23 protein-coding genes and 2 pseudogenes are annotated in these 25,853 nt (G+C 31.8%); 24 read left to right on the forward strand and 1 reads right to left on the reverse strand.

What is annotated here, in order from left to right:
• The first annotated feature begins 49 nt into the window (after positions 1-49).
• The 13 genes and pseudogenes from CIW83_RS08245 to CIW83_RS08305 all read left to right on the forward strand — a co-directional run bounded on the left by CIW83_RS08245 (position 50) and on the right by CIW83_RS08305 (position 12,887).
• Complete coding sequence (locus tag CIW83_RS08245) at positions 50-241, forward strand: sigma factor G inhibitor Gin (protein WP_094900368.1); 192 nt, start codon at positions 50-52, stop codon at positions 239-241.
• A gap of 94 nt (positions 242-335) precedes the next feature.
• Positions 336-1,751: an aminotransferase class I/II-fold pyridoxal phosphate-dependent enzyme gene (locus tag CIW83_RS08250; RefSeq protein WP_094900435.1), complete on the forward strand. Its 1,416-nt coding sequence runs from the start codon at positions 336-338 to the stop codon at positions 1,749-1,751.
• Positions 1,752-1,767: 16 nt separating this feature from the next.
• Positions 1,768-2,400, forward strand: a complete 633-nt coding sequence (tmk, locus tag CIW83_RS08255; protein WP_094900369.1) for a dTMP kinase — start codon at positions 1,768-1,770, stop codon at positions 2,398-2,400.
• Positions 2,401-2,404: 4 nt separating this feature from the next.
• Positions 2,405-2,730 (forward strand): annotated as a pseudogene (locus CIW83_RS08260) (cyclic-di-AMP receptor).
• Between the two features lie 3 nt (positions 2,731-2,733).
• Entirely contained in the window at positions 2,734-3,027 is a 294-nt protein-coding gene (locus tag CIW83_RS08265) for a cyclic-di-AMP receptor (protein ID WP_235601265.1), read from the forward strand.
• Between the two features lie 15 nt (positions 3,028-3,042).
• The gene (holB, locus tag CIW83_RS08270) at positions 3,043-4,011 is read left to right on the forward strand and encodes a DNA polymerase III subunit delta' (RefSeq protein WP_094900371.1); all 969 of its coding nucleotides are present in this window, start codon (positions 3,043-3,045) and stop codon (positions 4,009-4,011) included.
• Between the two features lie 15 nt (positions 4,012-4,026).
• A pseudogene (locus tag CIW83_RS08275) lies at positions 4,027-4,925 on the forward strand (stage 0 sporulation family protein).
• Positions 4,926-5,023: 98 nt separating this feature from the next.
• Positions 5,024-5,191, forward strand: coding sequence for a DUF362 domain-containing protein (locus CIW83_RS08280; RefSeq protein WP_094900372.1), 168 nt, complete (start codon positions 5,024-5,026; stop codon positions 5,189-5,191).
• Between the two features lie 104 nt (positions 5,192-5,295).
• Positions 5,296-6,027: a tRNA1(Val) (adenine(37)-N6)-methyltransferase gene (locus CIW83_RS08285; protein ID WP_094900373.1), complete on the forward strand. Its 732-nt coding sequence runs from the start codon at positions 5,296-5,298 to the stop codon at positions 6,025-6,027.
• Between the two features lie 54 nt (positions 6,028-6,081).
• Positions 6,082-6,912, forward strand: a complete 831-nt coding sequence (rsmI, locus tag CIW83_RS08290) for a 16S rRNA (cytidine(1402)-2'-O)-methyltransferase (protein WP_094900374.1) — start codon at positions 6,082-6,084, stop codon at positions 6,910-6,912.
• Between the two features lie 91 nt (positions 6,913-7,003).
• A complete protein-coding gene (locus CIW83_RS08295) occupies positions 7,004-7,999 on the forward strand; it encodes a DNA double-strand break repair nuclease NurA (protein ID WP_235601266.1) in 996 nt (331 codons plus the stop codon).
• 116 nt (positions 8,000-8,115) lie between these two features.
• Positions 8,116-9,954 carry an ATP-binding protein gene (locus tag CIW83_RS08300; RefSeq protein WP_094900375.1) on the forward strand — a complete coding sequence of 613 codons (1,839 nt, stop codon included), beginning with the start codon at positions 8,116-8,118 and terminating at the stop codon, positions 9,952-9,954.
• Between the two features lie 332 nt (positions 9,955-10,286).
• Positions 10,287-12,887, forward strand: a complete 2,601-nt coding sequence (locus CIW83_RS08305) for an HD domain-containing phosphohydrolase (protein ID WP_094900376.1) — start codon at positions 10,287-10,289, stop codon at positions 12,885-12,887.
• Positions 12,888-12,935: 48 nt separating this feature from the next.
• On the opposite strand, the gene CIW83_RS08310 is transcribed toward CIW83_RS08305, so the two are convergent.
• A complete protein-coding gene (locus CIW83_RS08310; protein ID WP_094900377.1) occupies positions 12,936-13,967 on the reverse strand; it encodes a 3D domain-containing protein in 1,032 nt (343 codons plus the stop codon).
• Positions 13,968-14,320: 353 nt separating this feature from the next.
• Between CIW83_RS08310 and CIW83_RS08315 the strand changes: the two genes are divergently transcribed.
• The 11 genes from CIW83_RS08315 to aroC all read left to right on the forward strand — a co-directional run bounded on the left by CIW83_RS08315 (position 14,321) and on the right by aroC (position 25,347).
• Complete coding sequence (locus CIW83_RS08315; RefSeq protein ID WP_094900378.1) at positions 14,321-14,932, forward strand: hypothetical protein; 612 nt, start codon at positions 14,321-14,323, stop codon at positions 14,930-14,932.
• A 234-nt stretch (positions 14,933-15,166) separates the two neighbouring features.
• Entirely contained in the window at positions 15,167-16,414 is a 1,248-nt protein-coding gene (locus CIW83_RS08320; protein WP_158220059.1) for an HD-GYP domain-containing protein, read from the forward strand.
• Between the two features lie 5 nt (positions 16,415-16,419).
• Positions 16,420-16,998 (forward strand): DUF5317 domain-containing protein, encoded by a 579-nt coding sequence (locus CIW83_RS08325; RefSeq protein ID WP_094900380.1) that lies wholly within the window; start codon positions 16,420-16,422, stop codon positions 16,996-16,998.
• A 510-nt stretch (positions 16,999-17,508) separates the two neighbouring features.
• Positions 17,509-18,966 carry an anthranilate synthase component I gene (gene trpE, locus CIW83_RS08330; protein ID WP_094900381.1) on the forward strand — a complete coding sequence of 486 codons (1,458 nt, stop codon included), beginning with the start codon at positions 17,509-17,511 and terminating at the stop codon, positions 18,964-18,966.
• Between the two features lie 3 nt (positions 18,967-18,969).
• On the forward strand, positions 18,970-19,986 hold the full coding sequence (gene trpD, locus CIW83_RS08335; protein ID WP_235601267.1) for an anthranilate phosphoribosyltransferase: 1,017 nt from the start codon (positions 18,970-18,972) through the stop codon (positions 19,984-19,986).
• The gene (gene trpC / locus CIW83_RS08340) at positions 19,983-20,756 is read left to right on the forward strand and encodes an indole-3-glycerol phosphate synthase TrpC (protein WP_094900383.1); all 774 of its coding nucleotides are present in this window, start codon (positions 19,983-19,985) and stop codon (positions 20,754-20,756) included. The genes trpD and trpC overlap by 4 nt, the downstream gene beginning before the upstream one ends.
• A 1-nt stretch (position 20,757) precedes the next feature.
• Complete coding sequence (locus CIW83_RS08345; RefSeq protein ID WP_094900384.1) at positions 20,758-21,360, forward strand: phosphoribosylanthranilate isomerase; 603 nt, start codon at positions 20,758-20,760, stop codon at positions 21,358-21,360.
• Positions 21,361-21,365: 5 nt separating this feature from the next.
• Complete coding sequence (gene trpB, locus CIW83_RS08350; protein ID WP_094900385.1) at positions 21,366-22,547, forward strand: tryptophan synthase subunit beta; 1,182 nt, start codon at positions 21,366-21,368, stop codon at positions 22,545-22,547.
• Entirely contained in the window at positions 22,537-23,334 is a 798-nt protein-coding gene (trpA, locus tag CIW83_RS08355; protein ID WP_094900386.1) for a tryptophan synthase subunit alpha, read from the forward strand. Before trpB ends, trpA begins: the two co-directional genes overlap by 11 nt.
• A 12-nt stretch (positions 23,335-23,346) precedes the next feature.
• A complete protein-coding gene (gene aroF / locus CIW83_RS08360) occupies positions 23,347-24,168 on the forward strand; it encodes a 3-deoxy-7-phosphoheptulonate synthase (protein ID WP_094900387.1) in 822 nt (273 codons plus the stop codon).
• Positions 24,169-24,222: 54 nt separating this feature from the next.
• A complete protein-coding gene (gene aroC, locus CIW83_RS08365) occupies positions 24,223-25,347 on the forward strand; it encodes a chorismate synthase (RefSeq protein ID WP_094900388.1) in 1,125 nt (374 codons plus the stop codon).
• Positions 25,348-25,853: the final 506 nt, after the last annotated feature.

Here is a 25,853-nt window from a genome sequence, read left to right on the forward strand (position 1 = left end):
GTATTAGGGCAATAATCGTAATGGGAAATAAAGGTAAGGGGTGAGATATATGTATTGCAAAATATGTGGTAACGATAGAGTAATAACAAATTTACTTGGGCAAAGCATTTGCAAAGAATGTATAGATGAAATTACAAGGACATCTGTATTTGATGAAACATATGATTTGTATAAAAATCTCATTAGAATCTTATTAGGATATTACATATCTGAAAAGCACCAACTAAACCCTGTAAATTAATACAGGGTTTTTTAAATTTATGGTTTATATATTTGTAAAAGTGATATATAATAAGTAAGAAAATTTATTTTGATTAGGAGGATGATGGTTGGGAATGAAAACTCCCGTATTTGATGCGCTAAAAAGATTGATGGAAGAGGATAGTGTTTTTTTTCATATGCCTGGACATAAAGGCAAAAATACACTAATTAATTGGGGTGACTATATACCTTTTATAGACACAACAGAAACAGAAGGCATGGACAATTTGCTAGACCCAAGGGGCATCATCCAAGAGAGCCAAGAACTAGCAGCTAAGGTCTTCGGTGCAAAATATACCCAATATGCAGTAAATGGTTCAACTGGAAGTATATATATAGCATTAGCTACAATAACGAAGCCAGGAGATAAAATACTAGTTCAAAGAAACTGTCATAAGGCAGTATATAATGCAATGATACTCAACAGACTAAATCCAATCTACATGTATCCAAACTATAATGAGGAATACCATGTAATGACGGGTTTAGATCCAAAGGATATAGATGATATTTTAACTGAAGATGATGAGATCAAAGCAGTAGTCATAACATATCCAAATTATTATGGGGTATGTTCTGATTTAGAAACAATAGCAAAGATAGTTCATAAGCATAATAGAATATTAATGGTGGACGAGGCACATGGACCTCATATGACCTTCTCAGAGAGACTTCCTAAGCCAGCCTTAGAATGTGGTGCAGATATAGTAATTCATAGCACACATAAAACTATGGCCAGCTTTACTCAGACATCAATGATTCACGTAGGTACTGATAGAGTGGATTTAAATAAGCTTAGGGATAGATTTCAACTGTATACAACCACTTCACCTTCATATTTATTCACTGCATCAAATGAAATAGCAACAGCTTATATGGACTCAATGGAGGCAAGGAAAAAATTAGAATGGAATATAGATAAATGTGAAGAAACTATAAAAAGACTTAATGCTATAGATAGGGTATTCGTATTTACTGGAGATGAAAATGACAAAACCATATTTGCAAAGGATAATACAAAGATATTGTTTAGAATAGATGGGATGAAAGGTTCTCAAGTAAAGAAGCAATTATATGCAAAATACAATATAAGATTAGAAATGACAGATTATTACTATGCTTTAGCTCTTACATCTTTTATGAATGAAGAAGAGGATTATGAAAGATTAATAGCTGCTGTGGAAGATCTGGCAAAGACAGCCCCATATGATGATATAACACCAGTTAGTATCAAATTACCAACACCAGAAGTTATAATGCCTATATATGAGGCTTATCACGGCAACAAAAAACAAAGAGAGCTAAAATATAGTATAGGTAAAATATCTGCCACTGCTATTATTCCGTATCCACCAGGAGTACCGTTAGTAGTACCTGGGGAAGAAATAACTCAAGAACTGTATGAGCAAATTACTTTCTTAATGGAAAACGGTATAGAAATAGTAGGATTAATGGGCTATAATAAAGATAGACTAGTTGTAGTGGAATAAGAAAGGAAGATATTTGGTGAGAGGACTTTTTATAGCTTTAGAGGGACCGGATGGTTCAGGGAAATCAACGATAATAAAACTAATAGGGAATTATTTAAAAGATAAAGGCATAGAATTTGTAATGACTAGAGAACCCGGAGGGACTTTAATAGGCGAAGAAATCCGCCATATTGTCTTAGATGAAAAAAACACTGGTATAAGTGATGAAACAGAAGCACTGCTTTATGCAGCAGCAAGAGGACAGCATGTCCACGAGAAAATATTGCCTTCTTTAAAAGAAGGAAAATTGGTTTTATGTGAGAGATTTGTTTTATCCAGTTTAGCCTATCAAGGAGTAGGAAGAGGGTTAGGCATAGAAAAGGTTAAAGCTATAAATGATTTTGCAATTAGAGGAGTGTATCCAGATTTAATCCTTTTCTTTCATGTTGATCCAGAAGTTACTTTAGAGAGAAAAACTGGGAATCAAGGTGGAGATAGGCTGGAACAGGAAGGCAATGATTTTCACAAGACCGTTTATGAAGGTTACATGGAGCTTTTAAAATTGTACCCAAAGAATATAAAAGTTATAGATGCTACAAAATCAATAGAAGAAGTTCTTGAGCAAAGTATTAAAGAAGTGGAAGACTTACTAACTAAGAAGAGGGAGTGATTGTATGAAACTTATAATATGTATAGTTCAGGATCAAGATGCTGGAGCTTTAATTGATGATTTAACAGAAAAGGAATTTAGAATCACAAAATTATCATCAACAGGAGATTTTTAAAATCCGGAAATACTACGCTTTTAATTGGAGTAGAGGAGGAGGAGGTACCTTCTGTAATAAAGGTAATAGAGGAAAATTGTAAAACGAGAGAGCTTACCACATCTCTTCTTACAGTGACTATGCCGGGAGATACCTATATACCATTCCCATTGGAAGTAAAAGTTGGGGGCGCAACATTATTTATACTTGATGTAGAAAAACATATTAAAATATAAGGAGTGAGTTCTTTGAAACTTATTATCGCTATAATTCAAGATGAATATATTACAAAGGTTATAAAAGCTTTAATGGAAAATAAAATAAGAACCACAAAGCTTTCCTCAACAGGTGGTTTTCTCAAATCTGGAAATACTACACTTTTCATAGGTGTGGAAGATAATAAAGTAGATGAGGTAGTAGAATTAATAAGGAAAGAATGTGTTAGCAAAAAAGTAAAATCAGGAAATGATGAAATAACTGTTGGAGGCGCTAATCTATTTGTAATGGATATAGATAAATATATGAAGATATAGAGTTGAGGGATATAAATGGATTTTAATAAGATTCTAGGACATGAAAAGCAAATAGAGGCTTTAAAAAACTCCATAAGGAATAAAAGTATTAGCCATTGCTATTTATTTAAAGGGGAAAAAGGCTTAGGGAAAAGAAATTTGGCCCTAGCCTTTTCTAAAACACTTCTTTGTAGAGAAGGACAGGCTGAACCATGTAATAAATGTAGTTCTTGTATTAAATTTGATAGTGAAAATCATCCGGATTTTAAAATTTTGTCTCCTGAAAAGGGAATAATAAAAAAATCTGAAATAGAGAAACTAATTAATTCCATGGCAACGTCCCCATTTGAGAGTAAAAGAAAAGTATTCATTATTGATGATTGTGATATGATGAGACTAGAGAGTCAAAATGCTTTACTTAAAACATTAGAAGAACCCCCAGAATATATTAATATAATTTTAGTTACTTCCAGTAGTAGTAAATTACTTCCAACAATATTATCTAGATGTCAAATAGTCAAATTTTATCCACTGGATATTTCTAAGATAATAGATTTGTTAATGAGAGACTATGGAATTGATGAGAATAGGGCTAAATTTATTGCAGGTATTACAAAGGGGTCTGTGGAGAAATCTATAGAATTAGCTGAATCAAATAGCTTTTTTGATAAAAGAGAGGAAATCATAAAGATAATAGATGGTCTGTTAAAGGGTGATAAAACAAAAGCTCTTACTTCTATGGACTTTTTTAATGAAAATAAGGAAAATATTGAGGAAATATTAGATATTATTCTTTATTGGTTTAGGGATTTGCTTATTTATAAAGAAATAGGAAACACTGGCCTTTTAATAAATAAAGATAAGATTGAGATATTATCCAAGGAATCCTTTATAGATTTAAATAGAATTAATGATATAATATATAAAGTAGAAGATACTAAGATAAATATTAAAAGGAATGTGAACTTTAGTTTATCCATAGAAACTATGCTTCTCAGTATATAGGAGGAATTAATTATAATGGTAACAGTAGTGGGAGTGAGATTTAAGAAAGCAGGAAAAATTTATTATTTCGACCCTGATGATATAGATGTAAAATTTAATGATTTTGTCGTAGTTGAAACAGCTAGAGGAATAGAATTTGGCCATGTAGTAGTGGGACCAAAGGAAGTTACAGAGAGTGAAATAGTAGCTCCCCTAAAAAAAGTTATTAGGGTAGCTTTAGATGAAGACTTTGATATTCATAGAGAAAATAAAAGAAAAGCCAATGAAGCAATATCCATATGTCAACAAAAGGTAGAAGAACATGGATTATCTATGAAATTAGTCGATGTGGAATATACCTTTGACAATAATAAAGTAATATTTTATTTTACTGCTGATGGCCGGGTGGATTTTAGAGAGTTAGTAAAGGATTTAGCTGCTATATTTAAAACCAGAATTGAGCTTAGACAAATAGGAGTAAGAGATGAAGCTAAGATGGTAGGTGGCATAGGACCTTGTGGAAAGGTAGTATGCTGTGGGCAATTCTTAGGTGAATTTGAGCCAGTATCTATAAAAATGGCTAAGGAGCAATCTTTATCTTTAAATCCAACTAAAATATCTGGACTTTGTGGAAGACTCATGTGTTGTCTAAAATATGAACATGATGTATACGAGGAATTATTGCTAAAATGCCACAAGTAGGAGCTATAGTTATTACCCCAGAGGGAAGAGGAACTGTTGTTGAGACATTTACTCTGCTTGAAAAGGTAAAAGTAAAGGTAAGATTAAAAGATAATACAGATGACTTATTATACTTCCAAGTTAAGGAGATAGAAGATACGGGAGAAGTAGATTCAGCATATGAGAAGGTAATGGAGCTAGTACAGGAAGTTATAGACGTGGAGGAAATAGATATTAAAAGTTTAGAAGATTAGGTAAAAGTTAAATAAATTTAAAATCTCTTTTAATATTGAGCGAAATCTGTTAAAATTAAATCGTATTAACATACAAGCATAACAAGGGGGTGAAACAATTGGCATATAAGATTCATGATGATTGTATTGCATGTGGCGCTTGCCAAGCGGAATGTCCAGTTGACGCTATATCTGCAGGAGATATCTATGTTATAGACCCTGAAAAATGTATTGACTGTGGTGCATGTGCTAACGTTTGTCCAGTAGACGCACCTAAGCCAGAATAGTACTTAGAAAAAAGACCCTTAAGGGTCTTTTTTATTAAAAGAGATATAAAATTATATGTTTATATAACTTTATGTTCCATTAGAGGAAATTAAAGGAGAATTCTATGTTAAGAGATGATGAGAGAATAGATATAATTCCGGGGTCTGATTTTAAAATAATACAAAATAAAAATAAATTTTCTTACGGTACTGATGCTATATTCCTATCCCACTTTGCAAAATCTAAGGGAAAAGTAGTAGATTTAGGAACTGGTACGGGAATTATACCTTTGAGGCTATATGCAAAGGACAAAGTGGATATAATCTATGGTGTAGAAATTCAAGAAGAAGTAGCAGATATGGCAAAAAGATCCATAGAATTAAATAATTTAGAAGAAAAGATTAATATCCTAAATATGGATTTAAAGGAGCTACCAGCAAAATTTGGCAGGAATTCAATAGATACTATTACAACAAATCCCCCATATATGAAAGCAGGAGGAGCATTAGTAAATCCTGAGGAGAATTTTGCCATATCCCGCCACGAAATAGCTTGTACTCTTGAGGATATAATTAAAGTTAGCGAATATCTATTAAAGCCATTAGGAAAATTTTATATGGTTCATAGGCCAGATAGATTGGTAGATATAATTTATAGCCTTAGAAAATATAAATTGGAGCCAAAATACATAAGATTTGTTCAGCCAAAATTAACTAAAAAACCTAATTTAGTATTAATTGAAGCAGTAAAGACAGGTAAACCTGATTTGAAATTTTATGATCCATTGATAGTGTATAATGAAGATGGATCTTATACAGATGAAATAAGTATAATTTATGGTGACCTTTATAGGTAGCTTATCAAGGATTGGAGATGCACTAAAATCATACTTATTGGAAGGAGAAATAAGATGGAAAGAGGAGTTCTATATATATGTCCTACTCCCATTGGAAATCTTGAGGATATTACCCTTAGGACCATAAGGATATTAGGAGAAGTAGATTTGGTTGCCGCTGAGGACACTAGACATACTATTAAGCTGTTGAATCATTATGATATTAAAAAGCCTTTAACATCATATCATGAGCATAATATAAAGGAAAAAGGAACTGAGTTAATAGAAAAATTAAGTTCTGGCCAAAACATTGCATTAGTATCGGATGCTGGAATGCCAGGTATATCTGATCCCGGGCAAGAACTTATAAGACAAGCAATCGATGAAGGAATAGAAGTAATTGCATTACCAGGAGCTACAGCCTCTATTACTGCTCTAGTTATTTCAGGATTATCAACGGAGAAGTTTATTTTTGAAGGTTTTTTATCTTCTAAAAAGGGAGAAAGAAAAAAGGAACTTGCTAAGATTAAAGAATATACGAAAACAACGATTATTTATGAAGCACCTCATAGATTAATGAACTTACTAGAGGATATGGAAGATATATTAGGAGATAGACAAATTTCTATTTCTAGAGAATTGACAAAAAAATATGAAGAAACCTTTCGTGGTACAGCGCCACAAGCATTAGAGAAATTTAAAGATTCTGGAGTAAAAGGTGAATTCGTTATAATAGTTGATGGAAATCATGAAGAAAAAGAGGTACAAGAAATAGATATAGGCTTATTACTAGAAAAATATATAGATGAAGGCTTGACTAAAAAGGAAGCAGTAAAAAAAGTATCAGAAGAATACAATATACCGAAAAATTTGGTGTATAAAGAAAGCATTAGAATCAGTGAATAGTGAAAAGTGAATAGTTTGTAGTAAGGCTTTTGGGTCTTTTAATCTTTTCAACTATTAGTTATTCACTATTAACTATTCACTAAACAAAGGGGTGATTGCCATTTATACTATACATAATGAATTAAAAGAAAAGATATCTAATTTAAACAGTTTAATACAAGACAAATATAAGGAAGTATTGTCTTTAGATAAAAATATATTAAGAGAATTTATAAAGGAGCATGTAGGTTCTATTAAATCAATGAAAAAATTAGAAAACAATCATTTAGCTCTATATGAAGCCAAAGGTGGTATTGTTGGAGTGGATGGTTCTACAAATAGGATGGGTGGAGCTTATCCTCATTTTGTAGATGTCTTTCAAGGTTTAGCCAAATCAACTATAATTAAAGACAAGCCTATATTTAAATCAGATATATATACTCCATTATTTTCTGAAAGAGAAGAAAATATATTGGAAGAAGATGAAAAAATAATAGTAGATAAGAGGAATAAGCTGTTAGCTAGTATAGAGGTAGAAGTTGCTCTTGAAGCTGCTAAGAGATTTAAGCCCTATGCAATTCTTATGGATGGTTCACTTATTAGATATAATATAGATTCCTATGATTTGTGGGTAGAATTAAGGGAAGAATGTGAAAGACAGGGTATCCTTTTAGTTGGGGTTATCAAAGACATAAAAACTTCTATCATAGGAGATAAGCTAGGAGAAGTATATCCTAAAATGAACATAAATGCCTATGATAGGGAGTTATTATTTGGGCAATTAGAGTATGGTGAGATGATAATTATAGATGACGAAGCTAACAAGAAGAAGGAAGCGGGATATTCTTCTGTATTTATGAGGTCCTCATTAGCCCCTACGGTTATAGGAATGGATATTATAGATAGTCAGAAAGACTATTTAGAGGAGATGGGAAGGCTAGTTTTCACTTTAACTCCAGAAAATAGCAGAGGAGTACCTCTATGGCTGGATATAGTAGATAAAGAGGTCAAAATATCTGATGCTATGATAAAGGGACTTATGGAAAGGTATATGGACAGAGATTTGTATGAAAGGTTTTTTATATCAGAAAGAGCTAAAAGACAGTGAAAAGTGAATAGTGAATAACTAATAGTTAAAACCTTAAAGACCCAAAAGCCTTACTCAAAACTATTCACTATTCACTATTCACTATTAACTATTAACTAAATAGAAGGGGTGATTAGATGAAGGTAGTGGGTATTACAACTCAACAGGAAGTATTTATAGGTTCCAAAACCAGAAATTTTAGAATAAATGAGTTTTTAATAATAGAAGATCCATATCAAGGAGATTTAATGGGAGAAGTTGTAGAGGCAAAGACTTTCAACAGATATATACCTCTAAATATAGCAGGAGATTTTGTAGACTCTTCTGTATTAGAGTCCCTAAGAACATTAGGCTATAATATTGATGAAGAAACCATTTATATAGCCAAAGTAAGACTTTTAAATGAAGCTTTATATCCAGTACAAACTGGGTCAGATATTAGATTGCCGGAATTTTATGAAGTAAAGGATTTAATGATAAAGACTAAAAAAGAAGAGGGATTAGTTTTAGGAGTTATTAGAAATACAGATGATATGGCTTTAGGTATGGATGAGGAATTTAAAAATCTTCTATATACCTTTGAAGAAAAAGGGCTATGTCCTCAAAGAGAAATTCCATATATATTAGATATAAAATCTATGCATCATTATCCCCATATCGGTGTGTTCGGAGGTTCAGGTTCAGGTAAATCCTTCGGTCTTAGGGTATTATTAGAAGAATTGATGAAACAAAATATTCCTACTATAGTATTAGATCCTCATTTTGAAATGGATTTTAGCCATGTAGCCCCTTATTTAGAAGGAAATACAATAAGTTTTGAAGATAAGTTCAAATGTCTACAAGTAGGCTATCATGTGGGAGTAAAATTTGAAGATTTAGCAGTCTCAGATTTAAAGAATTTACTAGATGCTGCTTCAAACCTTACGGATGCTATGAATAATGTAGTAGATGTATTATTTAAAAAGAGAGATTCTTATCATAGTTTTTACACTAGGTTACAAATGCTGACAGAGGCCCAAGAGGAAGGTTCCATTGACAGAATAGATAATAGAATTAATTATGCAGATTCAGAAGAAGAGAGAAAGGCATGGGAAAGAAGAAAGGAAACCTATCTTAAATACGATAAAAATTGTCCATATAATTCCGTAAAGGGAATAATGTGGAGATTAAAGAGGTTAGATAATGAAGGAGTATTCTCAAAGGATATACGAGAAATAGAAGAAGGGCTTCAAAGAGGAAAACTAATGGTTATTCAGGGAAATACTAGGATACTTCAGGTATTTAGTACCTATCTATTAAACAATCTTTATCACAAGAGAAGAGACTATAAAGATGCCTTGTATAAAAAGACTCATGCTGAGTATTTTCCACCATTTATAGTAGTTACAGATGAAGCTCATAACTTTGCGCCAAAGGGTTATGATTCTCCATCTAAATCCATACTAAAGGAAATATCTCAGGAAGGTAGAAAATACGGTGCATTTCTAGTTTTAGCAACTCAGAGACCTACATTATTAGATGAAACCATTACAGCACAGTTAAATACCAAATTTATATTTAGAACTGTTAGAGCATCAGATATACAAACTATAAAGGAAGAAACTGACCTTACAATGGAAGAAACTAGGAGATTACCATACCTAAGGACAGGTGATGTATTTATTTCATCTGCTTCTATGGGGAGAACTATATTCGCAAGAATAAGAGCTGCTATAAGTTCTAGCCCTCATACAGAGAATCCATTTGATGAATTAAAAGGCAAAGAAAAAGAAGATGATGATAAATTTATGAAAATTATATCTGGAAAATTTCCTATAAATGATACTGAACTAATTCATATCATTGGAGAAATAGAAAAAGAAGCGGGCATTACAATGACTATAGAATCATTAGAAGGCAGATTGAAGCAAATGGTGGAAAAGGGGCATCTAAAAAGAGAAGAAACCATATTTGGATATAGATATAAAGAAATATAGGGATTACTGATAAATTTAAAATATAGTATTATAAAAAAGCTTCTATTAAAGTATAAAGACATTAATGAAGCTTTTTTGCCACTGCATAAGCAACTCGGACGAAATCAAAGATTTCGCAAATCTGCTTAAAACTCATAAAGATCAATTTCCTTATATAAGAATATTGAAGTAGGATTTTCCTGTTCGTTATAAAAATATTGTTTGTCTTACAAACAATATTTTTTAATATTTAGAAAAAACTGTCTATTAAGGAGAGTAATGGCAAATTATGGGTATAGATATATTATGTCAAAATAAACATATGTCTATAATAAACTGTCGAGGTGGGGGATATGAAAATTATACAAAGGAAATTTTATTTGTTTGGTATATTGCTGACCTTCATTGTTGCTATAGGATTGGTAATTCAATATGGATATCTGAATAATGTTATAACTAAGGATAAAGAATTAAATATGGAAAAATCTATAGAACATCTAGGTTATCAGATAAATAGTAATTTAAAATATCATAGCCAATATACCGTTGCAGCTTCGGAGTTTATAGCTATAGGAGAATGGTCAGATAAGGAAGTGGTAGAATATTTTAAAAGACTTGTAGAAAATAATACTACCATAAGATCTATTTACCTAGGTGATATAAATAATAAATTAATAAATAGTGATAATTGGAAACCGCCAAAAGCCTACGACATAAAAATAAGACCATGGTACATAAAAGCAATTGAAGAAAATAAACTTGTGATTTCTGATGTGTATATAGATGCACTTGAGAATAAACTTATAACCACCATATCAAGACCTATATATAATAGAAATGGAGAATTATTAGGCGTTGTAGCCTCTGATATCAGTATGGAAGAGATTATAAAGATAGTGGAAGATACGAAAGTCAAAGATCTAGGCTATTCTTTTCTAATTGATAATGCAGGAAATATACTAGCCCATCCTAAATATAAATACGAAGTTGATTCTGAATTAATAAATATTAATTCAATAAGCCGTGGAATTCATGAAAAACTTAAAGAAACTAAGACTGGAAAAATAGAAGTAGAATTAGACGGTGTTCTAGGATATTTATCATATCAACCTGTAGAAAAGACGGACTGGATTATTGGAAATTTTATGTCCCTAGAAGAATTTAGAGGCAATAATAGTGATATCTGGAGAATACTTTTGATTGCTCTAGCAATATCTATGATTATTTTTATCTCTTTTACTTATTTGCAAAAGGTAAATTTTCTAATGCCTGTATATAAATTAGATAAGGATATTAGAAATATCAATATTGAAGGAAATATTGGATATAGAATACCAATGGAGAAAAATGACCCCTTTATTGATTTAAGAAAATCAATTAATTTTATATTAAATAAGACCCACGAATTCTTACAGCAACATGAGCAGGACACTGAGGAAATAGTAGCTCAGAATGAAGAGTTAGAAGCTTCCTATGGGCAGCTAGCAGCAATGGAGGAAGAGATAAGAGATCAGTATGAAAAGCTTGTTAAATCTGAAAAAGATTTAAAGCAAGCATTGGAAAAAAATAAAGCAATTATAGAAGTCTTACCAGATATATTATTTATAATCAATAGAGAAGGAAGATTTGTTGAAGTTGAAGTAGCAGATAGTCAGGAATTATATATAGAAAAAGAAGATTTTCTAGGGAAAAAGATTAAAGACCTATTTTCAACTGAAATAGCAGAGATTGCTATGAAAAAAATAAAAAATGTATTAGAAAATGATATCATGGAAACCTTTGAATATAGCCTGGAAGTTCCAAAAGGCATGGAAAATTATGAAATTAGAATAGTAAAACTTAATGGAGATGAAGTAGTATCAGTAACTAGAAATATAACAGATAAGAAGAAAATGGAAGATAAACTAATAAGATTATCTTATAAGGATCAATTAACAGGATTATATAATAGAAGATTTTTTGAAGAAGAGCTTAAGAGGTTAGACGTTCCTAGAAATTTACCTATTACAATTGTAATGGCAGATGTAAATGGATTAAAGCTTATAAATGACTCCTTTGGACATAAGGCAGGAGACGAGCTATTGAAAGATATTGCAAATATAATGAAAAAAGGTTGTAGAGAAGATGATATAATCGCAAGAATAAGTGGGGATGAGTTCGTTATTATTCTACCTCAGACCAATGAAAGAGAAGCAGAAGCTATTATAGGAAGATTAAAGGCATTAAGTGCAGATGAAAAGTTCTCAAATGACAAATTATCAAATATGGAATTATCTGTATCTTTTGGCTTGGGAACTAAATGTACTGTAGATACTGACATGTCAGAGATATTAAAAAAGGCTGAAGATAATATGTATACTCACAAATTATTTGAAGGCCCTAGTATGAGAAGTAAGACCATAGATACTATAATGACAGCATTATACGAAAAAAACAAAAGAGAAGAAGAACATTCCAAAAGAGTAGCAATGATTTCTCAACAATTAGGTAGTATTCTAGGTATGAAGGAAGAAAAATTAAAAGAACTTGAAAATGTTGGACTGCTTCATGATATAGGGAAGATTGCTATTAATGAAGCTATTCTAGACAAGCCAGGATATCTTTCTGACGAAGAATGGGAAGATATGAAGAAACACCCTGAGATTGGATATAGAATACTTAGTACAGTAAATGAGATGTCTCAAATAGCTGAGTATACATTGGCTCATCATGAAAGATATGATGGTAGAGGTTATCCTAGAGGATTAAAAGGAGAAGAAATTCCCTTAGTATCAAGAATCATAGCTATAGCTGACTCATATGATGCAATGGCAAGTGATAGATCTTATAGAAAAGCTTTATCAAATGAGGAAATAATAAAAGAGTTTATAAGAAATGCTGGAACACAATTTGATCCTCAGCTGGCAAGGATATTCGTAGAGCAAGTTCTGAAATCTAAATGGATAGAAGATTAAAAAGATTAGATTCCAAAAAGGAATCTAATCTTTTATAAGAAACTTTTTTTATTTTAATACATATACTTTAACTTTTCTTCTTCCAAACCTATTAACTTCACTAGAAGTTTCGAAGAACAAATCAATTTTATTTCCTTTGATTGCCCCTCCAGTGTCCTCTGCTATAGCGAAACCATAATCTTTAGATCCATCAAGGCTTTGAACATAGAGTTTCGTGCCTAATGGGATTACCCTAGGGTCAACAGCAACTACGCCAGGTCTAGCCTTTGTACCTAAGGCTGTAAGACCATAATATTTATCTCCTGGATTTTTACCAGTACTTTCAAATGATGCGTCATAGGCAGTGGCTGTCATAGTTATAGCTTTTCTATAGCTAGTATTACCTCTAGATGTAACAATTAAATCCTTAGTCCCTTTTTCTACAACTTCAGAAATAGGTTCGGTAACTATCTCTTCCTTTACCAACTCTATTGAATGTAGTTTACCATTGATAAATTCCTTTTTAAAATGAGACTTTTTAAGCCCATCCTTACCATTTTGAACAACCTTCGATGTTCCAATATCCATTTTGTTATTTTTATTTACCATCTTATCAAAAGGAATAATATCCTCAACGGTTTCAACCACCTCCTCGACTTTAAATAGTTCGATATTTCCTCCATCTGAAACTGTAGAATCTAACTTGGGAGAAGTAAAGTCCTTATCCCCTAATACAATTCCTTGTTCATCTAATACTTCACTTACTGTTCTGTAAAAAGATTTTACCTCGTATTCTCCTCCAGCAAATGAAATAGTATATGACTTAGGATTTTTTATAATGATATTCATATTATCTTCAAGTTCTGTGTCTAAGTCCATATTAATATAAGCATCTTTATTGAATGGAATGGATTCTTTTTCAAGTAATTCTTCCAAAGTTCTAGCAGTTGAAGCTATTTCTATAACTTCATTTTCTAGTTGTAAGGTAATATTATTAATACTACCCTGGTACATATAAAACCCTAAAGATACAGTTACTGCTATAGCGAGGGCAGCCAAGACTATAAACTTCCAAGTCTTATTGACTGTATGATTTTCCATAATATACCTCCTATAATTTAACTATTCTTGTATTGTAATCAAAAACTTATTGTTTGTCAAATTTTTGATATAATACACATAATATTCTGGTGGTTGTACAATGTTTCTTTATATATGGATATCATATACAAAAACTGGAAAATTATTCATAAAAAATGAGAATTGTTATTTTATAGTGGAGAAAAAGGTTAATTATATTAATAAAATTTATATAAGAGTGAGGCTTATTTATACCTATTATTGTAGTTTTATGTTGTAACTAAGATATATTAATGGTAGAATCAAATTATAATTTAGGGGATTTACCAATATTATGATGAATTTCAAAAAAATATGCATCCGGGGGGATAATATTGAATATAGAAATAATAGAACAAACAATTGAGAAATTAGATTCCGTAGTTTCTTGTAAAATTATTTCAGAGGATAATAATTTTGAAGAAATTCATATAGTTTCAAATAGGAATAGATCTGCCAAACAGCTAGTTAGGGATATCCAATCTATTCTAATAGCTACATATAATATTCAAGTAGATCATAAGAAAATAAGTATAGCAGAAATACAAGATGATAGTCTTAAGAAAATTGAAAACAGGCTTAAGATAATGTCAATATCCCATGATAATAATGGGCAAAAGGCCATGGTAAAAGTAACCTTGGACAACCATAAGGATATTTTTGAGAATTCAAGGATAGGAATAAATACTAGTACAAATATTGATAGAATGTTAGTAGATGTTACATTAAAGACTGTGGAAGATGCTTATGGTTATGAGGAAACCTTTATATTAGAAGATATAAAAACTGTTAACATCTCCACGGATGAAGTAGTGATAGTTGTTATTACTTGTATCAGTGAAGGTTTGGAGCAAAAATTTTGTGGTTCCTGTTTAATAAAAAATGATTATAAGGAGGCAGTTGTAAAAGCTACTTTAGATGCTCTAAATCGTTTTACATCAAGGTAGGTATCAATGCCGGCTAATAAATTTCTCATTAACAAAAATAGCGAAGCGAATATGGCGTGTTGTAATAGCGAATCAACATAGTATCCTAAAAAGGAGGCTATATTCGATGAAAAGAATATTAATGGTTTTACTTAGCATTTTAGCTTTAGTTTTATCAGCTGGAGCAAATTATACTTGGATTAGATAATATTTTAATTTATTAGCCGGAATGAGATATATTAGGAGATGAGTGATTTGAAACCAAATAAAACAACATATATATACATAGGAATACTTTTCTTGATATCGATCATAGCTTATGGTTTCTTAATTCGAAGTTTTACAATTACAGATATAAAAATGCTATTGTTTTGGACAATTCTTACAATTATAGTTGAGTCTTTACTAATACCCCTAACAAATAATTCAATAGGAGTTTCTGTAGGATCTGCTATAAATCTAGCATCTATCGTAGTAGGCGGACCATTATTAGGTACTACATCATCTTTTTTAGGACTATTATTCAGATGCCCTAATGTGCCGGAATATGGATGTACTCATTTATTCAATACTCCTTATTATGTTACAGTATTTAATGTATCCCAGAGCATTATTGTAACATCTGTCATGGGAATTATATATATAGGCACTGGAGGTAAGATAGGAGAATTTTTTCTACCGCAAACAATTTTAATAGTAATTTTAGGGACAATTTTTAATACTATAATAATATCTGGTTTAATGTCATTATTAAATAAACAACAATTTATAAAAGTTTGGTATTCTAACATTAAAGGAACCTTTGCAAGTTCATTAGCTGTAGGTATTATAGGTATAATTATAGCCTTGGCTTTTATAGGATATGGCTATTGGGCTGTTTTATTATTTTTCGGACCATTATTACTAGCAAGATATTCCTTTAAATTATATATAGAGACAAGAAATCTATATCTATCTACTATACAAGCTTTTAACTCTGCTATGGAGGCAAAAGACCCTTATACATCTGGACATGCCTCTAGGGTGGAAAGTTATGCTGTCAAATTAGCAGAGGCATATGGATTGTCATACGAGAAGATTCAAAATATTAAAAATGCGGCTATTTTACATGATATTGGTAAAATAGGTATCAATGATAATATATTAAATAAGGCTACAGCATTGACTCAAAAGGAATATGAAGATATTCGAAGGCATCCGAGTATTGGTGCAGAAATAATTAGCAAGGTTGATTTTTTAAAGAAAATTTCTGGAATTGTAAGATATCATCATGAAAGATATGATGGTAAAGGATATCCTGATGGATTATCTGGAGATGACATACCTATGGAAGCCTATATATTATCCATAGCAGATTCTTACGATGCAATGACTTCAGACAGACCATATCGAGATGCTCTGACTAAGGAAGAGGCTTTACAGGAGATTATAAATAATGCTGGAACACAATTTCATCCAGATCTTGCAGAAAAGTTTGCAGATATCTTAAGAGAAAGGGAGTGATATCATTGTTTATTGAAGCTATGGTTCTTGGATTTATTGTAGCCATATTCAGAAAAGGAAGAATAAGAAATATAGGAAATATACGTATAAAGGGCTGGTATTTGTTTCTTATAGCAGGACTTATTCAGGGATGTATATCTTGGTTGAAGGGCAGAAATCTTATATTAGGACCAGAGTTTTTTGATAAATATTTTGTTTATGTTCTTTTGTTTACATACTTAATCATGATAGCAGGAGTTATTCTCAATATTAAGAAGAAATTCATGAAATTTATTCTTATAGGAATTATGTTAAACTTTATAGTCATATTTTCTAACGGTGGTAAAATGCCAGTATCCTTTAAGGGATTTACAGGATATGAGCATTATACAGAAAATATGCCAGAGAAATCCTTTGATATAAAACATTCTTTAGTCACGGAAGATACTAAGCTTGTTTATCTAGCAGATGTTATTGTAATACCGAAACCCTATCCTTTAGCCAGGATAATAAGCGTTGGAGATATTTTTTTGATGATAGGAGTTTTTTTGTTTTTTCAAGAGGCCATGGTCAGAGGAAGATGGAGTTTTCAATTATTTAGTTAAAGTGCAAATATATATTTTTTGAAAATGTGATTTTATAAAATTAAAAGATAATAACATATAATAAAATTAATAGTTGACAAAAATGTTTTTAAATACTATAATTTTGGAAAAGTTAAAAAATTCAATTGATTGGAAAAAGTAAGCAATACTTGAAGGTCTAGAGAGTCGGGGATGGTGGAAACCTGATACGGATGGTCTGCTGAATGGTTCCATGAGAAGCGGTGTGAAATCTTAGGAGAGTATCATTAGCCGAGTGTCTTACGTTATAAAGACGGGGTATCGAAATATTATTATTTCCGTACCTTTAGAGTGAGATAGTCAACTATCTATATTAGGTGGCATAACGAAATTTAACATTTCGTCCTAGGTACTAGGATTGAAATGTTTTTTTGTTTTATCATATAGGGTATATGATTATCTAAAAAAGGTGGCAACACGGAGTGCTGAGCATTTCGTCCTTATATTAGGGACGGAGTGCTTTTTTTGTACTAAAAAAAGGGGGGATATACTATGTATCCAGATTATGAAGAATTTAAAAGATTAAGTAAAGAAAGAAAAATAATTTCCATTTCATTGGAAATAGATGGTGATATGGAAACACCTATTTCTTTATTTAGTAAGTTATGCAAATGTAAAAAGACCTTTCTATTAGAAAGTGTTGAAGGAGGAATTAAGTGGGGCAGATATTCTTATATGGGAAGAAATCCTTTTATGGAGATTATGGCTTATGGCAATGAAATTACAATAATTAAAGGGAATGAGACAATAAATAAAGAGGGAGACGCCCTTAAAATTGTGCAAGAAATTATGGATGAATATAAGATGGCTTCATTAGAAAGTCTAGAAGACTTTACAGCTGGAGCTGTAGGTTTTATAGGTTATGATTTAATAAAGAATACCTATGGAGTAGAGAATACAAATAAAGATAGCATAAAAACTCCAGATTTACATCTTTTATTACCTAAAGATATTATTATCTATGATCATATAACACAAAGGATAAGGATAGTTGTAAATCTAGAAGCAGATGACTCCTTAAAAAAAATATATGAAGAAGGAGTATTGAAGCTAGAAAAAATAAAAGAAGAAATACTGGAAAATAAACTTTATATAGAGAAAGAAACAAAGTCATATATGGAAGAAGTTAATTATACCAGCAATGAAACAAAGGAAAGTTTTATGAAAAAGGTTTTAGAAACTAAGGATTATATAAGAAATGGAGAAGTATCACAAGTGGTTTTATCTCAAAGATTTGATTTTCATACAAAAATTGATCCTTTTAGGATTTATAGAAAACTAAGAAAATTAAATCCTTCTCCATATATGTATTATATAGATTTTGGATTTTATCATATAGTTGGGTCTTCACCCGAAATGTTGGTGAAAATAAATCAAGATAGGGTAGAAACCTGTCCTATTGCGGGGACAAGACCGAGGGGTAAAAATTTAGAGGAAGATAAATTTTATATAAATAGTTTATTAGGAGATGAAAAGGAACGAAGTGAGCATTTGATGCTAGTAGATTTATCTAAAGAAGATTTAGAAAAAATATCAGAGAATGGAAGCGTTGAAGTGAAGCAGTTCATGGAGGTACAAAAATATTCTCATGTAATGCATATAGTATCCCATGTAATAGGAAAAATGAAAAAGGGTTTAAATCATTATGATGTTATAAAGACTTGTGCACCAGCAGGAACTGTGTCTGGAGCAGCAAAATTAAGAGCATTAGAAATTATAGAGAAACTGGAAAATGAGAAAAGAGGAATATATGCAGGGGCTATAGGATATCTGGGATTTGATGGGAATATGGATATTTGCATCGCCATAAGGACTATAGTATTCAAGGATAATATGGCATATATACAAGCCGGTGCTGGAATTGTTGCAGATTCAAATCCCGAAAGTGAATATGAAGAAACCTTAAGGAAAGCAAAGGCTCTTATGGAGTGTGTTAGAAATGAGGTGTAAATCATGCAATTAGCAATAGATAAGGTTATAAATTATGAGGATCTGACAGAAGATGAGATGCTTGAGGTGATGAATACCATTATGGAGGGAAAAGCTACTCCCTCCCAGATAGGAGGAATCCTTGCTGGTCTCCGTATGAAGGGTGAGACCATAGAAGAAATCCTCGGTGCTGCTAAGGTTATGAGAGAAAAGGCTGCAAAAATTCAAACAAATAGTAGCTACACAGTAGATACCTGTGGAACTGGCGGTGATAAAAGAAATACATTTAATATTTCAACAGCATCGGCCTTTATAGCAGCTGCTGCATCAGTGACCATTGTAAAACATGGAAATAGATCTGTTTCCAGCAAATGTGGAAGTGCAGATGTATTGGAAAGGTTAGGAGTCAATATAGATCTTTATCCCATAGCTGTTAAAAAGTGCATAGATGAACTGCAAATAGGATTTATATTTGCTCCAAATTTTCATCAGACTATGAAATACGCTATAAATCCTCGTAGGGAGTTAGGGATAAGAACTATATTTAATGTTCTAGGGCCTTTAACTAATCCTGCAAATCCTAAAGGGCAAGTCCTCGGTGTGTTTAATGAAAATCTTACATCTATTTTGGCAAACGTTCTAAGGAAATTAGGTTTGAAGAGGGCTATGGTAGTCTATGGCATGGATGGATTAGATGAGATTACTATTACTGCAAAGACTAAGGTATCTGAACTGAAAGATAATAAAATTCACGAATATTATTTAGATCCTAACGATTATGGTATCTCCTTCGCTAAAATTGAAGAAGTTGAAGGAGGAGACCCAGAAGAAAACGCAAAGATCTTGTTAAATATATTAAAGGGTGAGAAGGGACCTAAACGTGACATGGTTTTATTAAATGCAGGTGCAGCTATGTATGTAGGAAATGTAGTGAATTCTCTGGGAGAAGGAATAGACAAATCTAAGGAGATGATAGATAAAGGACTTGCATTGGAGAAATTAAATCAACTGATTAAACTTAGTCAGGAGTTGAGGAAATGATATTAGAGGAAATTATCTCTTTAAAGAGAATAAGATTAGAGATAGAGAAGGAGATTGTGCCTCTTGAAAAGCTGAAAAGCCAAATTAAAAACATGGATATCAGAGACTTCAAGAAAGCCATAGAGAACATAGGAAAATTAAATATAATAGGGGAAGTAAAGAAGGCTTCCCCTTCAAAGGGAATTATAAGAGAAGATTTTGACCCTATATTCGTGAGTAGAATCTATGACAAAAATCAGATAGATGCAATTTCTGTATTGACTGAAGAAAGCTTCTTTTTAGGAAAAGGTGAATATTTATCGATGATAAAACAAGAAACAAAAGTACCTATACTTAGAAAAGATTTTATAATCGATTCATATCAGATATATCAGTCCAGATTATTAGGAGCAGATGCCATTTTGCTTATTGCATCCCTCCTAACTAAAAAGCAATTAGATGAATTTCAAAAAATAGCCAAGGACATTAATCTTCAGTGCCTAGTCGAAATCCATAATTTAAAAGAGCTAGAAAAGGTATTAGATGCAGGGGCAGATATAATCGGGATTAACAATAGAAACTTAGAGACCTTTGAAGTAAAGCTTGAAACTACAGAAAAATTAATAGGCTATATACCAAAGGATAAAGTAATTGTTAGTGAAAGTGGTATTTCTAATAAAAGGGATATGGAGTATCTAGAATCCATAGGTGTAGATGGTGTTCTAATTGGGGAGAGCTTTATGAAATCTAAATCTATTGAGGATAAGATAAAAGAACTAAGAGGTGAATAATTTGGTAGAGATAAAGATCTGTGGATTGAGAAGATATGAGGATATAGATTATGTAAATAAATTAAGACCAGAATATATAGGATTTGTATTTGCAAAAAGTAAGAGACAAATTGACCCTTATATGGCAAGGAGATTAGTAGATAGATTAAATAAAGATATAAAAAAAGTTGGTGTATTTCTAAATCATTCTCTAGAAGAAGTAAAAGAAATAGAAAAACTTTGTCACCTTGATGTACTTCAATTCCATGGAGATGAAAGTTCTAGTTATTGTAGTTGTTTTGAGAATGAAGTATGGAAATCCTTTCTTATAAGAGATGAAAATAGCCTAGAATTATTAGAAAAATATAGGGTTGATAAGTATCTTTTGGATACTTGGATAGAAGGGGAAGCTGGGGGGACAGGAAAAAGGTTTAATTGGGAATTAGCTACAGAGATTGGTAAAACTAAATCCATAGTTTTAGCAGGGGGATTATGTTCGGAAAACATCAGAAATGCTATAGGGATAGTTAGACCTGCAGTAGTAGATGTAAGCTCTGGGGTGGAGATAGAAGGACATAAGGATTATGGAAAGATAAAAGATTTTATAGAGAGAGTAAGGGGATGATTTATATGAATAAGAGGTTTGGACAATTTGGTGGGCAGTTCGTACCTGAAACTTTAATGAATCCATTGATCGAGCTGGAAAAATCATTTATTAGTATAAAAGATGATGAGAATTTTAAAAAGGAATATATGTATTATTGTCAAGAGTATTCTGGAAGACCTACTCCATTATATTATGCGGAGAATCTAACAAAAAAACTAGGTGGAGGTAAGATTTATCTAAAGAGAGAGGACTTAAACCATACTGGAGCTCACAAGATAAATAATGTAATTGGTCAAGTACTACTTGCTAGAAGAATGGGAAAAAAGAAAATAATAGCAGAAACAGGTGCAGGACAGCATGGAGTGGCTACGGCTACTATTTGTGCAATGTTTGATATTCCCTGTGAAGTTTTTATGGGGGAGGAAGATATAAAAAGGCAAGGGTTAAATGTTTTGAAGATGAAGATGTTGGGGGCTAAAATAAACTCTGTAGCTTCTGGTACAAGAACCTTGAAGGATGCTACTAATGAGGCTATTAGACATTGGGTTACTAATCCAGAAGATACTTTTTATGTAATTGGATCAGTAGTAGGGCCCCATCCTTATCCTACAATGGTGAGAGATTTTCAAAGGATTATAGGAGATGAAGTGAAGGAACAAATTATGGAAAAGGAAGGTAGATTACCAGATTATTTAATAGCTTGTGTAGGTGGAGGAAGTAATGCAATGGGTTTATTCTATCCTTTTATTGAAGAAAAAGTAGAGATGTATGGTGTTGAAGCAGGAGGAAAGGGAATAGATACAGAATATCATGCAGCTAGTATTTCCAAAGGTAGATTAGGAATCATACATGGAATGATGACTTATTTGTTGCAGGATGAAAATGGACAGATTAAACCAGTACATTCAATATCAGCAGGCCTTGATTATCCAGGGATTGGTCCAGAACATGCATATTTTTACTCTATAAGAAGAATTAAATATGTAGCCATCAATGATAATGAGGCAATAGAAGCTTTTCGATATTTAACTAAGACAGAAGGAATTATACCTGCTTTGGAAAGTGCTCATGCTATAGCATATTTAATGAAGTTAGCTAGACAAATAGATAAAGAAGATATTATTGTAGTGAATTTGTCAGGAAGAGGAGACAAGGACATGGATACATTGCTTAATGTATTGGGGGAATTGAAAGATGGACAGTAGGATAAAGAAAAAATTTGATGAAATTAAAGAGGAAAAAAGAAAAGCCCTAATTACTTATATTACATCAGGAGATCCTGCATTGGATAAAACCATAGAATTAGTTTTGGCAATGGAAAAAGCAGGAGCCGACATTATTGAATTAGGGATTCCATATTCAGATCCTTTAGCAGACGGGCCTGTTATACAGAGAGCTTCATCAAGGGCTTTAAGCCAAGGTACTAATGTGGAAACTATTTTTTCAATGGTGTCAGCACTAAGATGTAAAACGGAAATTCCTCTGATCTTCTTGGTGTATTATAATACGATTTTTTCTTATGGAGTAAAAAGATTTTTAAATGGATGTAAAAAATGTGGAATAGATGGTTTGATTATCCCAGACATTCCTTTAGAGGAGAGAAAAATATTAAGCGAAATGATGAGGGATTATTCTATTGATTTAATAGTCCTAGTTGCTCCAACTTCTCATAGTCGTATAGAAGCAATAGTTAAAGAAGGAAAAGGATTTATTTATTGCATTTCTTCAAAGGGCATTACAGGAATGAGAGAATCCTTTGATGAAGGACTGGTAGATCTCTTGGAAGAAATAAAAAAACATTCAAACATTCCTACAGTCGTTGGTTTTGGTATATCTGATGTAAAGAGCGTAAAGAAATTAAAGGATTTAGCTGATGGACTAATAGTTGGAAGTGCAATTGTCAAAGAAATAGAGAAGGAAATAGAATCGGATAATATTGAGGGAAGAGTTTTTGAGTTTGTAAAAAGTTTAAAAGAAGCAATTGATGAGTAAGGGGGGAGGTTCATGGAGATAGGTCTTAATAAGGTGAATAGAATTTTGCAGCCAATAAACTCAATTATAAATGTCGGTAGAAATACCATAGGCGGTAAGGAAGTAGCAATAATAGCTGGACCCTGTTCAGTAGAAAGTGAGGAACAAATATTAAGCATAGCTGAAAAAGTAAAAACATCAGGGGCTGCTTTCTTAAGAGGGGGTATTTTTAAGCCAAGGACTTCCCCTTATAGCTTTCAGGGGTTAGGTGAAACTGGACTAGAGATGCTAAAGATAGCCAGAGAGAAAACAGGACTTCCTATTGTAACAGAGCTTATGTCATTAGATTATCTAGATAAATTTATAGAGGATGTGGATGTTATTCAGATTGGAGCAAGAAATATGCAAAACTATCCTCTTTTAAAAGAACTAGGTAAGACGAAGAAACCCGTACTTTTAAAAAGAGGAATGTCAGCTACCATAGAAGAGTTTTTGATGGCTGCTGAATATATTATGCTGGAAGGAAATGAAAATGTAGTTTTATGTGAAAGAGGGATTAGGACTTTTGAAAGATATACAAGGAATACTTTGGATTTAAGTGCAGTTCCTATAATTAAGAAATTAAGTCATCTTCCAGTAATAGTAGACCCTAGTCATGCTTCTGGTTTGTGGTGGTTGGTAGAGCCGCTTTCAAAGGCTGCCATAGCAGCAGGGGCAGATGGACTCATCATTGAAGTTCATAATGACCCTATAAATGCAAAATGTGATGGAGAGCAATCTATAACTCCAGATAGATTTCAAAAACTTATGAAGGATTTAAGGGCTATTGCAAAACTGGAAAATAAACTGTTATAGAAAAGATTATTTCTGTGTTTAGACCATTAACCTATATAGTAGGAGGATATTTAAATGATTAGATTTTTAACATCAGGAGAATCTCATGGAGATAGTTTGCAGGGAATAATAGATGGGCTTCCAGCAAATTTATATTTTGATATAGAATATATGAACCATGAGCTTGAAAGAAGGCAAAAAGGATATGGCAGAAGTGAAAGGATGACTATAGAAGAAGATGAAATAAAAGTTTTATCTGGAATCAATAATTCTTATACCACGGGAAATCCAATATCCATTATAATTAAAAATAGAGGAACTGATGTAGAATTAAGAGAAATAACAAGACCTAGACCAGGTCATGGAGACTTAGCAGGTGCCTTAAAGTACAATCAAAAAGGCGGTAGAAATACTTTAGAAAGAGCTAGTGCTAGAGAAACAGCTATGAGAGTTGCATTGGGGAGCATATGTAAGTTGTTATTAAAGGAATTCAATATATGCATATATAGTCATGTAGTTAAAATTGGAGATATTGAAACTTCAAAGGGCAATTATAATAATATTAGTAAAGAGGAATTATTAAAAGCAGATGAATCTATTGTGAGAGTCTTAGATAAAGAAGCTGAAAAGCTTATGATAGAAAAAATAGATAATATAAAAAAAGAAGGAGATACTTTAGGAGGAATTATAGAAGTAATAGGGATGAATATTCCTGTAGGATTAGGAAGTTATATCAGCTGGGATAGAAGGTTAGATGGAAAGATTGCCTATAGTATAATGAGTATTCCCGGAATAAAAGGAATTGAATTTGGGTTAGGATTTAATACATCTAATAAGGTTGGCTCAAAAGTACATGATCAGATATACTATGATATAAATGGATACTATAGGAAAACCAATAATGCAGGGGGAATTGAAGGGGGAGTTTCTAATGGAGAAGATATAGTATTCAGAGCAATTATGAAACCTATTCCCACCCTGAAGAAGCCTTTGAATACTGTAGATATGGAAACAAAAGAGCATATTCATGCTCAGGTTGAAAGGACGGATGTTTGTTCTGTACCTTCAGCTAGTATTGTTGCAGAGAATATGTTGGCATATGTATTAGCTAATGAGATGATGATAAAGTTTGGTGGAGATAGTATAGAAGAACTTAAATATAATTTTGAAAACTATATGACTAGAGTAAAAGCGCAGTAATATTATGAAGAGTAATAGAGAGTAGATATAAGATAAGACTAATTCTACTATGATTCTGAATTTGGTCTGAAATTTCATATTGATCTTTAAAAATAATTAAGAAAAAGTATTAAATTTAATACTTTTTCTTAATTATTTTCAATTTTATTGAATAAATACATCAATATCACTAGAGTGTATTAAAGCGATAAAATGGCATGAAGATTGCATTGTAAATTGTTAGATATGAATATTACTTTTGACTATAAGAAATTATAACAAAAGTCAAATATAAGAATATCACGTATGTTAAAGTATTTGTTGCAATATAAGTTTTTAAATTAAGATTTTTTCATTTCAAATTATATCTTTCAGACTCAGTTCCTTAGCGTATAGTTTAAAAAATGTAAATTAAAGATTGTTAAAACATGATCTCTAATAACACTGTAATATAACTATTGTAATCTCTATTATTTAATATCACCTATTATTGAATTAATTGACATATCCTTATTATTTTCAAGATT

The sequence above is a fragment of the Tissierella sp. P1 genome, from assembly GCF_002266425.1.
In the GTDB taxonomy this organism is placed as follows: domain Bacteria; phylum Bacillota; class Clostridia; order Tissierellales; family Tissierellaceae; genus Tissierella; species Tissierella carlieri.